The sequence below is a fragment of the Sphingobacterium sp. 40-24 genome (assembly GCF_001899705.1).
Lineage (GTDB): Bacteria > Bacteroidota > Bacteroidia > Sphingobacteriales > Sphingobacteriaceae > Sphingobacterium > Sphingobacterium multivorum.
Map to the genome: position 1 here is coordinate 109,332 of NZ_MKWH01000055.1, position 13,666 is coordinate 122,997.

The 13,666-nt window shown below is 39.8% G+C and carries 12 protein-coding genes; 9 read left to right on the plus strand and 3 right to left on the minus strand.

The features are described 5' to 3' along the window. Positions 1-32 precede the first annotated feature (32 nt). The 8 genes from lpxD (at position 33) to BGP15_RS19805 (ending at position 8,588) form a co-directional block, all read left to right on the plus strand. Complete coding sequence (gene lpxD / locus BGP15_RS19770; protein WP_046674769.1) at positions 33-1,073, plus strand: UDP-3-O-(3-hydroxymyristoyl)glucosamine N-acyltransferase; 1,041 nt, start codon at positions 33-35, stop codon at positions 1,071-1,073. A gap of 138 nt (positions 1,074-1,211) precedes the next feature. After that, on the plus strand, positions 1,212-2,612 hold the full coding sequence (locus BGP15_RS19775; protein ID WP_175441947.1) for a bifunctional UDP-3-O-[3-hydroxymyristoyl] N-acetylglucosamine deacetylase/3-hydroxyacyl-ACP dehydratase: 1,401 nt from the start codon (positions 1,212-1,214) through the stop codon (positions 2,610-2,612). 10 nt (positions 2,613-2,622) lie between these two features. Continuing rightward, complete coding sequence (lpxA, locus tag BGP15_RS19780; RefSeq protein ID WP_286754761.1) at positions 2,623-3,411, plus strand: acyl-ACP--UDP-N-acetylglucosamine O-acyltransferase; 789 nt, start codon at positions 2,623-2,625, stop codon at positions 3,409-3,411. A gap of 17 nt (positions 3,412-3,428) precedes the next feature. Continuing rightward, positions 3,429-4,058, plus strand: coding sequence for an ABC transporter ATP-binding protein (locus tag BGP15_RS19785; RefSeq protein ID WP_312524535.1), 630 nt, complete (start codon positions 3,429-3,431; stop codon positions 4,056-4,058). A 258-nt stretch (positions 4,059-4,316) separates the two neighbouring features. Further along, positions 4,317-4,877 (plus strand): elongation factor P, encoded by a 561-nt coding sequence (efp, locus tag BGP15_RS19790; RefSeq protein WP_046674772.1) that lies wholly within the window; start codon positions 4,317-4,319, stop codon positions 4,875-4,877. 257 nt (positions 4,878-5,134) lie between these two features. Next, positions 5,135-5,716, plus strand: coding sequence for a 5-formyltetrahydrofolate cyclo-ligase (locus BGP15_RS19795; RefSeq protein ID WP_286754763.1), 582 nt, complete (start codon positions 5,135-5,137; stop codon positions 5,714-5,716). Between the two features lie 77 nt (positions 5,717-5,793). Beyond that, on the plus strand, positions 5,794-7,536 hold the full coding sequence (locus BGP15_RS19800) for a helix-turn-helix transcriptional regulator (RefSeq protein ID WP_286770593.1): 1,743 nt from the start codon (positions 5,794-5,796) through the stop codon (positions 7,534-7,536). 314 nt (positions 7,537-7,850) lie between these two features. After that, positions 7,851-8,588 (plus strand): hypothetical protein, encoded by a 738-nt coding sequence (locus tag BGP15_RS19805; protein ID WP_286770594.1) that lies wholly within the window; start codon positions 7,851-7,853, stop codon positions 8,586-8,588. Positions 8,589-8,724: 136 nt separating this feature from the next. On the opposite strand, the gene galE is transcribed toward BGP15_RS19805, so the two are convergent. Both galE and BGP15_RS19815 read right to left on the minus strand, forming a co-directional pair. Beyond that, complete coding sequence (gene galE, locus BGP15_RS19810; RefSeq protein ID WP_046674775.1) at positions 8,725-9,756, minus strand: UDP-glucose 4-epimerase GalE; 1,032 nt, start codon at positions 9,754-9,756, stop codon at positions 8,725-8,727. Then, positions 9,756-10,748 carry a UDP-glucuronic acid decarboxylase family protein gene (locus BGP15_RS19815; protein ID WP_286770595.1) on the minus strand — a complete coding sequence of 331 codons (993 nt, stop codon included), beginning with the start codon at positions 10,746-10,748 and terminating at the stop codon, positions 9,756-9,758. The genes galE and BGP15_RS19815 overlap by 1 nt, the downstream gene beginning before the upstream one ends. A gap of 65 nt (positions 10,749-10,813) precedes the next feature. Here BGP15_RS19815 and BGP15_RS19820 point away from each other — a divergent pair, with 65 nt between their 5' ends. Beyond that, on the plus strand, positions 10,814-12,058 hold the full coding sequence (locus BGP15_RS19820; RefSeq protein ID WP_286770596.1) for a 3-deoxy-D-manno-octulosonic acid transferase: 1,245 nt from the start codon (positions 10,814-10,816) through the stop codon (positions 12,056-12,058). Positions 12,059-12,142: 84 nt separating this feature from the next. On the opposite strand, the gene BGP15_RS19825 is transcribed toward BGP15_RS19820, so the two are convergent. Next, positions 12,143-13,594: a glyceraldehyde-3-phosphate dehydrogenase gene (locus BGP15_RS19825; RefSeq protein WP_286770597.1), complete on the minus strand. Its 1,452-nt coding sequence runs from the start codon at positions 13,592-13,594 to the stop codon at positions 12,143-12,145. Positions 13,595-13,666 lie beyond the last annotated feature (72 nt).

Genomic DNA, 13,666 nt, shown 5'->3' on the forward strand with positions numbered 1-13,666 from the left:
TATTTTTTAATAAAAAAACATAGATTTGTACCATGCAATTTACTGCTCAACAAATAGGGACATTATTAGAAGGACGGATTGAAGGAAATCCAGAAGTTACTGTAGGTAACCTTGCCAAAATTGAGGAAGGTAAAAAAGGCGATCTTTCTTTTTTGTCAAATCCAAAATATGAGCATTTTATTTATACTACTGACGCCTCGATTGTAATTGTGAATGAAGATTTACAATTGACCCAAGCAACTAAGCCGACTTTAACGATCATACGGGTGAAGAATGCATATGCTGCTTTCTCTACTATTCTGAATATGTATAATGAGTTCCGTCTTGACAAAAGCGGACGTGAGGAGCCTCATTTTATACATACTGAAGCGGAGATCGGCCAAGGAGGTTATATCGGTGCATTTGTATATATTGGACGCGGAGCTTCCATTGGAGATAACGTGAAAATTTACCCACAGGTCTATATTGGCGATAAAGTAACGATTGGAGATAATACAACACTCTATCCAGGGGTGAAGATTTATCATGATTGTAAGATTGGGAAAAATGTCGTCGTACATTCTGGTGTTGTGATCGGATCGGATGGATTTGGATTTGCACCACAAGAAGACGGAACATATAAAAAAGTACCTCAGATTGGTTATGTGCAAGTGGAGGATAATGTTGAGATCGGCGCCAATACAGTAATCGATAGAGCAACAATGGGTGCTACAATCGTGCGTGATGGTGTTAAGTTGGATAATTTGATTCAAATTGCACATAATGTTGATATTGGAAAGAATACTGTAATCGCAGCGCAAACAGGTATTTCTGGTAGCTCAAAAATTGGAGAACATGTGGTTTTAGGAGGCCAGGTTGGGGTTGTTGGTCATATTGTTGTTGCAAAGGGCTCTCAAATCCAGGCGCAATCAGGAGTGAATAGATCGATTAAAGAAGAAGGTAAAAAGTGGGGCGGTACACCGGTGATGCCTTATCAGCCCCAATTGCGTTCTAATGTGATTTTTGCACGCCTCCCTGAGTTGGAAAAACGAATCCAAGAGTTAGAAAAGTTAGTAGAAAAAAAATTGAAATAATTATTTTTCATTGAAAATAAACTGTTCTTTAATGGTGATGAAATAAGCATTCCAGGCACGGCTATGGCAACAACGATGTAGCTTAAGGAATAAATGTTTTGTCAAAAGAAGTTTTGATTTAAAAATATGTTATTAGAAATGAATGTAAAACAGCGAACCATCAAAAACGAGGTTGAAATTTCGGGGGTAGGTCTTCATACAGGGAAAATTGTATCGATGACGATCAAGCCAGCTCCGGAAAATCACTGGTTTAAGTTCAGACGTGTAGATTTAGCGGGACAACCAGAAATTTTGGTTGATGCGGATAATGTGACGGATACCTCCAGAGGGACGACAATAACGCAGAATGGAGCAAGTGTGAGTACAATTGAACATTTGATGGCATCGTTAATTGGTTTACAAATCGATAATGTGCTGATTGATATTGATGGCCCTGAAATACCCATACTCGATGGTAGCTCAGCTATTTTTGTGAAGTTGCTGGAGGAAGCGGGATTTGAAGAACAAGATGCTGACCGGGATTATTATGAGATATCCAATAATATCCATTATGCAGAGCCAGATCGCAAAGTTGAAATACTGGGTATGCCGATGGACGGGTATCGTTTGACTTGTATGATCGATTTTAATTCGCCGGTGTTGGGAAGCCAACATGCCGCAATAACATCGATTGAGGACTTTAAATCAGAAATAGCCTCTTCACGTACGTTTTGTTTTTTACACGAATTGGAAATGTTGGTTGATCATGGCCTAATTAAAGGTGGTGATTTGAGTAATGCAATCGTTATTGTGGACAAGGAGACTTCTCCTGAGGAATTGCAGAAATTAGCGCATCTATTTCATAAAGAAACCGTTGCAGTTGCTAAGGAAGGAATATTAAACAATAATCAATTGCGTTACCAAAATGAACCTGCTCGACATAAATTGTTGGACATGGTTGGAGATTTAGCACTTGTCGGAAGACCTTTGAAGGGGCATATTATGGCTGCACGACCAGGTCATGCAGCGAATGTGGCTTTTGCAAAAAAGATAAAGGAGCAGATCAAAAAAGATAAAACACGTAAAAAAATTAAAGTTTACGATCCCAATATGCCTGCATTATACGATACAGTAGAAATCATGAAGATTTTACCGCATCGTCAGCCCATGCTTATGGTCGATAAAATTCTTGAGTTGACGGAAACACATGTGGTGGGTTTGAAAAATGTTACCATGAACGAAGATCTATTTATGGGACATTTTCCTGGTGCGCCATTATTTCCCGGGGTTTTGCAGGTAGAGGCTATGGCACAGACAGGGGGAATTTTAGTGCTGAAGACGGTCCCTGATCCAGAGAATTGGTTGACCTTATTCCTTAAAATTGAAAATGCACGTTTTAAAGCGCAGGTAACTCCAGGGGATTCTGTTATTTTTAGATGCGACTTGATGGAGCCGATCCGAAGAGGTATCGCAAAAATGAAAGGTGTGGCAATGGTAGGAGAGAAAATTGTGTGCGAAGCGGAGCTTATGGCACAGATCGTAAGAGTAAATAACAACTAAAGTAGTATAGATGATACAGCCATTAGCTTATATTCATCCGGAGGCAAAAATTGCTAAAAATGTGGTCATCGAGCCATTTGTAACCATTTATAAAGATGTCGTCATTGGCGAAGGAACTTGGATAGGATCAAATGTGACGATCATGGATGGAGCTCGAATTGGAAAAAACTGTAAAATATATCCCGGTGCAGTAATCTCTGGCGAACCTCAAGATTTAAAATTTGATGGTGAGATTACGACAGCCGAAATTGGAGACAATACAACCATTCGTGAGTGTGTAACAATCAATAGAGGAACTAAGGATAGGTATAGAACGGTCATTGGAAAAAATTGTTTGATCCAAGCGTATAGTCATGTTGCACATGATTGTGAAGTAGGTGATAATTGTGTTTTTTCGAACAACAGTACACTTGCTGGACATATTACAGTGGGCGATTATGTTGTACTTGCTGGGATGGTCGCTGTTCACCAATTTGTTAAAATTGGTTCGCATGCATTTGTTACCGGTGGTTCATTGGTACGTAAGGATATTCCACCTTTTGTTAAGGCCGCGCGTGAACCGATTTCTTATGCGGGTATTAATTCTGTTGGATTGAGAAGAAGAGGATTTTCGGAAGAGCAAATTGCCGAGATTCAGAATCTTTATCGCATTCTTTTTGTTCAAAACAGAAATCTGGCTAAAGCAATAGAAATTATAGAAGCTGAATATCAGGCAACGGAAATCCGTGATGAAATTTTGGATTTTATTCGAAACTCAGGCCGGGGTATCATGAAAGGATTCAATAATAGAGCGATGTAGTCGCTTTGTCGATTCTAGTGAATTTGAAAATTACATTAAAAGATATTGGTAGGAGGTATAACAATGAATGGATTTTTAGGCATATAAACTATACCTTCGAGTCCGGCAAGAGTTATGCCATCCTTGGCCATAATGGTTCCGGGAAGTCCACTTTCTTAAAAGTGCTTTCAAGTAGTTTGACACCCTCAGCGGGTGAACTGATCTACACCGATGGAGACCAAGTCCTGGGTGTGGATACGATATATCAGCAGCTGTCTCTCGCAGCTCCTTATGTTGAACTGATCGAGGAATTTACCTTAAACGAGCTGATTGATTTTCATTTTAAATTTAAAAATTATCTTCCTTCTTTTGATAAAGCAACGGTTGTAAAGCTATTGGGATTGGAACATGCGCTTGACAGAGAGATCCGTTTTTTTTCATCAGGTATGCGTCAACGTGTCAAGCTAGCGCTAGCTTGTTGTTCTGCATCTGCCTTGGTTTTGTTGGATGAGCCTACAAGTAATTTGGATAGTGCGGGTGAACAATGGTATCTTCGTTTAATTGAGCGTACAAAATTGGAGTCTAGATTGTTTATCGTCTGTTCGAACCAAAAAAAAGAGTATGAATTCTGCGATGAAAGTATTTCTATAGTCGATTTTAAGTCTTAGGGAGATCGACAATTTGTTGCTATCACATCGAAAATAAGCGAAAAGTTCTTGTCCTGTATTAAAAATAGTTACTTTCAATAAAACCGTCAAGACTGTATCATCATGAGCAGCTACAAAAGTGAACTGAAGGTTCTCTCCGGCCAATAAAAACAAACAGGTTCAGAAAAAAAGTAGCGAATGAAATTTTAATAACACAATTAGTTTTTGTACTTTTGACGACTCAATAATGAGATAACCGTTTAAAGTTCAATTCAAAGAATGGCTAAGGCATCAGAGGTAAAATCAGGAAATATCTTAAGATTTAACGGAGAATTAGTATCCGTAGAAGAATATATACACCGCACACCAGGTAATTTACGCGCGTTTTATCAAGCGAGAATGCGTAATGTTAAAACTGGTAAGTTAGTTGAATACCGTTTTAGAGTTGACGAATCTGTAGAAATAGCGCGTGTAGAAACTAGCGATTATCAGTATTTGTATGAGGATGGAGATTTCTTCGTGGTAATGGATAACAATACCTACGAGCAATTCAATATTCCTAAATTTTTGTTCGGTGATTCAGCTCGTTTCTTGAAAGAGGGAATGACTGTAATTATTGCTTTTGAAAGTGATGAGCCTATCATGGCAGAAGCTCCAAAAAGTGTTGAGTTGGAAATTACATATACTGAACCGGCTGTAAAAGGAGATACTTCTACAAATGCATTGAAAAAAGCAACTGTAGAGACTGGTGTTGAAATTATGGTGCCGTTGTTCATTAATCAAGGTGAGAAAGTAAGAGTTGATACGCAAACAGGTAATTATATCGAACGCGTAAAATAATACAAAGATTTTAGGTTTAGGTTGATTATTCGGTCTTGTTAGCGCTCGCTACAAGGCCGTTTTTTTTTACAAAAGTTTCAACTGAGTTGAGCATATGGTTTTCGATTCTGAATAAGAATTTCTAATGGCTTTTGAAGATCAAATAAAAATTGAATTGGGAGGAATGCTATTTTTGATTAATCGTGGCATAAGTGGTAGACTTAAATGGGGATTTTGGTGAAGAAGGGAAATAAAATTTAGAAATAACTATTTTACAAATGAAATCAAAACAAGAATTACGACTTGAGTATAAAACTAAGCGTTGTCAATTGTCTGTAGAGACAGAAACTACGCTCAATGAACGACTACTTTCGCAGTTTACAAAGCTTGATCTGTCGGAGGTCGAATTTTTGCATATTTTCATTCCCATAGGGAAATATCACGAACCGAATACATATTTAATAATCAACTATATTCAAGAATCTTTTCCACAGATAAAGATCGTCGTTTCGCGATCTAATTTTGAGGACTATTCGATGCAACATTTCATATTGGATGAGCATACCCTATTTGAGACGAACAACTGGGGTATTCCTGAGCCAGTATCCGGCATTAAGGTGAATTCATCGCTTATTGATATGATTATAGTTCCTTTGTTAATTTTTGATCTTTTGGGCTACAGGGTAGGTTACGGAAAAGGGTTTTACGACCGTTTTTTCTCGTCCTGTAAAGTTGATGTGCAGCGTGTTGGACTATCTTTTTTTGATCCAATTGATGTTATTGCAGATAAAAATGAATACGATGTCCAATTGACGCAGGCCATTACGCCAGATCATATTTATCATTTTTTTGATAAGTAGTTGGTTGATTTTGTCGCATGCTGATTTAATTAAAATTATTTTTTATTTTTATTGCGAAATTCAATGCCTGCGCCGATATGTTTCGATATCTTCTATTTTTTCTTTTCCTAGCAATCATACCTTGTCATGTGGTCTATGGGATGGATTTAATGGATTCCAATTCCTCGATAGAAGAGAAGAACTTTTACGAAACAATTATAAAAGAATCAGCGCAGTATCAATCCTCCAGTCTGTCGTTGAGTAAATATCTTGCACCATATTTTAGTCAGGCGGTACGAAAAAATGATAAGGCGCTTTTGGCAATCTATTATTGTTTACTGGCGGATCAGTCGTTTAATGACGAAGGCGCAAGAAATAACTTTAGTGATAAATACTATTTGAAAGCGCTAGACCTTGAAGAAGGCTATAGCTACCAAAATGTACGGGTTTGGGTGAAAGTAATGTATGGCTTTTATCTGTATCGATGCCTGAAAGCCTCTGAGGCATTACCTTTTATTTTGGAAGGGGAGAAAGGGCTAGAAGATATACCTAAAGAACTTGTTTTAGACCTAACTCAAACGTACAAGAAGCTTGGCTATTTTTTTGGAACCTTAGGTGATTATATTTCTGGAATTAAATATCTGGATTTAGGGCAACGACAAGAACAAATTTCGCCGAGATTGAAAGCTGAAATCTTAGACAATTTAGGTGTATTGACGCTGAAAAGTGGTGGTGATACCTTGCAGGCGATGAAAATTTTTGAATTGGCGCAGACGTTGGCACTTTCAGAAAATGACTCATTACGCTACGCGAAGATTTTAGGTAATCAGGCTGCTGTGTTCGAAGGGATGAAGGACTACCATAAAGCCTTATTGCTCCTCGATAAGGATCTTGAGATCTCAAGATCACTTGGTAATGATAGAAATACAATTTTCGCCTTAATGATGCGAATTCGTTTAGATATAGCGAATAAGGAAACGAAAGATGTCCGTCCTATGATTGCGGAAGCTGAATCGCTTTTGTCAGGCTCGGATGATAAGAAGACCATACTTGAACTGGAAATTCACAAGTTGAATTTGGCCATGCAAAGTAACGATATCGGTCGTGAGCTGAATGCACGAAGACGGATAGAACGCCTCCAAGACTCCCTACGCTTTTTAGATGGTGATCCAGTATTGACCCAGTTGAAGTTTATGGCCGATAAGCAAAAGTATGCCGATAAGTTGTCCTTGGCACAAGCTGTTATTAAGAAAAAGCAGGCGGAAAGACGATTATGGCTCATCGTAAGTTTGTTGGTATTGGTGATATTCTTTTTTATTTATAATGCTGTTCGATACCGTGCGAGAAAACGGATACGTGACTATGAATATCAGCTTCTTAATTTAAAGTATACAAAAGCGGAATTGGACAGGGAACTGGTGAGCTCTAAAAGCCAGGTGGAAGAGTACGTCGCTTACCTTAAGCGGAATAATGAGCAGATCAATGTACTGTCTGCTATGCTTGAGGAAAAAGGGAATGTTGTTGAAAAAGATCGTGAGGAACTAAAAATATTGCTGCAGTCACATCTCATCACTGAAGAGAAATGGCAGGAATTTAAATTATTGATTGTAAAAGAATTTCCCAATTTACTGCAGGATATACAATCCAGATTTCGCGATATAACGGAATCCAATTTGAGGGTAATTGTACTTATGAAACTGGGGTTAAATAATAAGGAAGTAGCCAACGTATTGGGCGTCACTCCAGACGCCATAAAAAAATCTATGCAGCGCTTGAAAAAGAAGCTTGGAGATCAAGCCGGGGTGCTTATGGACTATATTTCCGACAAGGAGTTTGTTTAATGTCGATCAACGGATGGCCGAGGGACCTTTTGGAGGACAAGTTGAGATCGTATTGTGGCCGGCTTTGACCTGTATGCAGGGTGAGTCTACAGTGAGTCCACGTTGAGTCTACCTTTTTAAGTGCTTTCATTGTGCTGGTACGTTTTTTACAAGTTGGGAGCAAGCAGAACATAAGGCGGATTTGGCTATAAGGTATTTGCAAAAAAGACCCTTGAAAATTGCAAGATTTAAAATCCTCGTTTGACTGCTATTTGTAAATCACTAAAAATCAAGCTGATGTTTGGTTTTCAGGCTTTCCCTTAGTAAATTGAAGTATGGGAGTCAATGATAATGGATTTATCAGGGGGCTGGTTGGTCCTCTCGTAAATAGAAAAGTTGGTGACAAAAATTATGTTCAGAGTAGGCCAAAGCCTGTCAAACAAAAGGAAGATACAAGAAAAGCAGGGCGGGAGTTTGGAACGGTGAGCCGTGCCGGTGCACTGATTCGAACGTATCTTAGTGAAATCCATCAGCAGCTCCACGATGGGCAGATGGGCAATCGCCTTAATAGGCAGATCTACCGTGTGATAAAGACAAATCTTGATCGCGAAAAAGGCAGTCGAACACTGAGTAACTGTGTACTGGATCGCTTGGTAAATTTTCAATTCAATGAAAACTGTCCAACACAGGACTATCTTTTTATCGATCCTGCCATTTCACTGAGCAAAAAGAAAAAACTGAAGGTGTCTTTTCCGGAGTTTGATATGAAAAGAGCCTTGATCCTTCCTAAAAGATGTAATGCCATTGTATTCAAATTTCAAGCATTCGCATTCAATTTTGATCAACTTAGATCTGTCGTCATTCAAGACACGGAATGGGAATATGATGTGAAGTATAAAGAGAACATCATACCGGAAAAATCCTTGTCCATACCATGTGGTGATTTTGTAGGCAGTTCTATTTTTGTTGGCTTTACTATTTTATATCTGGCGAAAGATCGTCGTCGGCCAAATATACTCAACGAAAAGGATTTTAATCCAGCTTCGATTCTAACTGCTTTTCAGCTTGAATGATGTGGTTGGAATGATTCGAAAGAAAGGATGTGCAAGGATTCGTGCTGCCAAAAATATGACCGTCTCAGTTTTTTTAAGACGGTCATATAAAATTAAGCTAAATATAATGCTTGTTGAGCGTATAATAGGCTACTGTTTAATCCAAGGGATTTTCTTTTAGATTTTTTTCCCATGCCCAGGCAGAAGCCATCATTTCATCGATACCAAGTGCTGCTTTCCAATGCAACTGATTAGCTGATTTAGTAACGTCGCCATAAACCTTGATAATATCTCCATCACGACGTGGACCAAATTCGTAATTCAGTTTTTGTCCAGAAGCTTTCTCAAAAGCTTTGATCGCTTCAAGGACAGAATATCCGTTTCCAGTTCCCACATTAAAGACATCGTATTTTCCGTTGGGGTTGCCTTGTTCCAATAACCTGATTGCTGCAACGTGAGCTTTTGCTAAGTCAACAACATGGATGTAGTCGCGGATACAAGATCCATCCGGAGTGTCGTAATCAGAGCCAAATACCGTTAACTTTTCTCTTTTTCCAATGGCAGTTTGTGTGATAAATGGAAGCAGATTCTGAGGAACACCGTTTGGTAATTCACCGATCAAAGCCGACTCATGTGCACCTACTGGGTTGAAATAACGGAGTGCGATAATGTTGTAGTTATCATATGCAGCGGCAGTCTCCTGTAAAATTTCTTCCGCAATTTGTTTTGTGTTACCATAAGGGGAGGTTGCCTTCTTCACGGGAGCACTTTCGTCGACAGGTAAATAGTCTGGCTCACCATATACGGTACAGCTTGAAGAAAAGACAAAATTAATCGGCTTATTTTGATATGCTTCTAATAAGTTGATTAACGAGAAAAAATTGTTGTGGTAATATTTTAAGGGCTTCTGTACAGATTCACCTACAGCTTTAGAGGCCGCAAAATGGATAATGCCTGAGATATCGGTATTGTTTTTTACAAATTCATTCACGCGGTCTGTGTCGCAAAGGTCAAACTGGTGAAATTCAGGTCTAACGCCGATGATCTTCTCAACCTGATCCAAAATTTTGATGTTTGAATTGGATAGATCATCCACGATGACAGGCACATATCCTGCTTGATGTAGTTCGACCACTGTGTGCGAACCGATATAACCTGTTCCTCCTGTGACTAGTATTTTTTTGTTCATTATTGTTGATTATAGTAAGTAAAGTCTTTATGTGATAAGGTATCCAAAGGGATCTTTTTGTAAAATGCTATGGTTTTTTTCAATCCTGTTTTTCGGTCTATTTGAGGTTCCCAGGCTAATTTAGATTTCGCCAGGCCAATATCCGGTTTCCGTTGTTTTGGATCATCAACCGGCAATGGTTCGTAGACGATTTTACTCGAGCTGTCTGTCAATTCAACAATTTCATGGGCCAATTGCAGTAGGCTGATTTCGTCCGGATTACCAATATTTATAGGTGTTGCACAAGTTGAATGCAACAAGCGAAAAATGCCTTCGATCTGATCGTCAATATAACAGAACGATCGTGTTTGCGAACCATCCCCAAAAATCGTAATGTCTTCCCCCCGAATCGCCTGTGCGATAAAGGTAGGAATAGCTCGGCCATCATTCAGACGCATTCTGGAACCAAAGGTGTTAAATATCCTGACAATACGGGTATCCAGACCATGTGCATTATGATAGGCCATTGTTATTGCCTCCTGGAAACGCTTCGCTTCATCGTATACACCGCGGGGTCCAACGGGATTTACGTTGCCCCAGTAGTCCTCGGATTGTGGCGAAACAAGTGGATCGCCATAAACCTCAGAGGTGGAGGCGACTAATATGCGTGCTTGTTTGGTGCGTGCAAGGCCTAAGAGATTATGTGTTCCCAAAGATCCGACTTTCAATGTTTGTATCGGAATTTTAAGATAATCAACGGGACTGGCTGGCGAAGCGAAATGCAAGATATAATCCAAGTGTCCGGGAACGTGGACAAATTTCGATACATCGTGATGATAGAAATCGAAATTTTCCAACTTAAATAGATGTGCTATATTCTGTAGATCTCCGGTAATCAGGTTGTCCATTCCAATGACATCGTAACCTTCCGCAATAAAGCGATCGCAAAGGTGAGAACCGAGGAAGCCAGCTGCTCCTGTTATCAAAATCCGTTTGCGATGTTTATTTTCCACTCAATGGTTCCGTTTAATGAAATGGGTTTAATATCTTTGACTAAGATAAACATTATTTTAAAAACATGCGTTTGCTTTATTCAATTGGAATCTTTCTTTATGGACTCTTACTGCGTATTTTGGCTCCTTTTCACGCCAAAGCCAAGCTTATGGTAGAGGGGCGAAAAGACTGGTATTCGAGGATGAAACAAACGGTTGATTCTTCCCAAAAACATATTTGGTTTCACTTTGCATCATTGGGCGAATTTGAGCAGGGAAGACCTGTCCTGGAAGCGGTGAGAAATAATTATTTGGATCATAAAATAATTGTAACATTTTACTCTCCCTCTGGCTACGAAATCAGAAAAAACACCGCTTTGGCCGATTATGTTTTTTATCTCCCCTATGATACTGCTCAGCATGCACGGCTTTTTCTCGACCTGATCAATCCAAGTTTCGCTGTGTTCACGAAATATGAATATTGGTATTATTTTTTTGAAGGCCTACATAAACGGGGCATTCCCTTGTTTCTGATCTCAGCAATATTTAGACCCGATCAGATCTTTTTTCAGGCTTATGGTACTTTTTTTCTGAAAATTTTAAGTTTTGTGACTTACTTCTTTGTGCAAAATGAAGAAAGTGTACGTCTTTTGAAAGAATATGGGATACGGAATGCTGGGTTAGCCGGAGATACACGTTTTGACCGCGTGGTAGACATTCCTAAAAATAGAAAAATGATTTCCGAGATCAGCCAATTTGTTGGTGAAAGTCCGACGCTTGTCGCAGGAAGTACCTGGCCGGAAGATGAACAGGCTCTACAGGAATTACTACAGAATTATCCAGCCTATAAGCTGATCTTGGCTCCGCATGAAATCAATGAATCACATTTGGCGAGCATTTTTAACCTTTGGCCGAAGGCGCTCCGCTTTTCGGAGATGGCTAGCTACGATGCCGCATTAGTTGCTGATTCAAAGGTGCTGGTTATCGATAACATTGGTATGCTTTCGTCTTTGTATGGGTATGGCCAACTGGCTTATATTGGTGGTGGTTTTGGCGTCGGGATACATAACACACTCGAGGCCGCAACTTATGGCATACCGGTGCTATTTGGTCCTAATTTCAAGAAGTTTCAGGAGGCAAAAGATCTCGTGCAAAATGGATCCGGTTTCGCCATTGGCAGCGTTCAAGAACTGAAGAAAGTCTTTGCTGTTTTACAAGATCAGGCAGTGCGTCAAGAAGCGGGAAAACTGGCCGGTGCGTATGTGCTGCAGAAGGCCGGAGCAACAGCAATTATAATGAAATACCTCAAAAGCAATTCCGTAAAAATATAAGCGGTAGCTGTACTGCCGCCGCTTATATTTCACCGGTTTCGCGTGATTTTCTTATTCTTGGTATTCTTGTTGTTTTAAGGTTTTCTAATAATATGTATATCTTCTTACGCCGGTAATATGACGCGATAAGCGCATCACCTGATGGGAATATCCGTATTCATTGTCGTACCAGACATATAGAATGACATTGCTGCCATCTGCCGAAACGATCGTCGCTGGAGCATCCACGATTGCGGTGGCAGTGGAACCAATAATATCCGAAGAAACGAGTTCATTATCTTTAGAAAATTTAATCTGTTCGACCAGATCACCCTGCAGCGATGCCTCCTTTAAAAGTGCATTGATTTCGTCTACCGTAGCTTTGGCTTTAATTTCGAGATTTAAAATTGCCAATGATCCGTTTGGCACGGGAACTCGAATGGCATTGGAGGTCAGTTTGCCCTTTAGTGAAGGCAATACTTTTGAAACAGCAGCACCTGCTCCAGTTTCTGTGATCACCATATTGAGCGCCGCAGCACGACCCCGTCTGGACTTTTTGTGCATATTGTCGACAAGATTCTGGTCGTTGGTATAGGAATGTATGGTTTCGATATGTCCTTTTTCAATGCCTATTTTATTTTCAAGCACCGCCAAAATAGGGGATATTGCATTGGTCGTACAGGAAGCAGCGGAAAAGATCGCATGCTTTTGCAAGTCAATATTATTTTCATTGACTGCATATACGATATTTGGAACACCTTTCCCAGGTGCTGTTAATAAAACTTGGGCGACACCCTTGGATTGCAGGTGACGACTCAGTTCTTGCTCATCTCGAAAAGCACCCGTATTGTCGACGACCAAAGCATGCTGTATTCCATACTCGGTATAATCGATATCCTCTGGCTGTTTGGCAGTGATCAGATGGACAGTGATGCCGTTGATAATAAGTGCCTGATTTGGAATGTCGGCCTGTACGTCACCTTCGAACGCACCGTGTATGGAATCTGTTTTTAATAGTGTCGCTCTTTTCAATATGGACTTGCTGTCATTGGCGTCCCGTGTTACAATGGCCCTAAGGCGAAGCTGCTGTCCGGCACCGGCTTTATGCATGAGCTCTCGGGCGAGTAAACGGCCGATACGGCCAAATCCATAAAGAACAACATCGCGTGGTTTTAATTCAGCTTGTTGATTGATGTCCTTTAATTCATTTGTTATAAAACTCGGCAGGTCGTTGTTGTCAATTGCCTGTTTCTTGACCTGTAAGGTAAGTTTTCCGATATCGATACGTGCAGGAGATAGGGTGAGCTTTTCCAATTCCTGTGCCACCTGAAGGGTGTCAAAAATATGGAATGGCTCTTCGGTAAGGAGGACGCTTTCCTTGACCAGGTTGAGAATTGAACTCGATTTTACATCAATGAGTTGATTTCGAAAAAATACAAGTTCAATAGCGTGGTTATACCACAGGTTACTGACAATTTGAATTAAGCTTACGGCAGCGTTTTGTTGCTCTCTGTAACTTTTGATCTCTACGTCAAAAGATGGCTTGTGTGATATCATAATTTTATAATAGATTATGTTGCAAACATAGCACAAAGAGCCAAAAAAATTAACCTATATTTTTATTTTCAT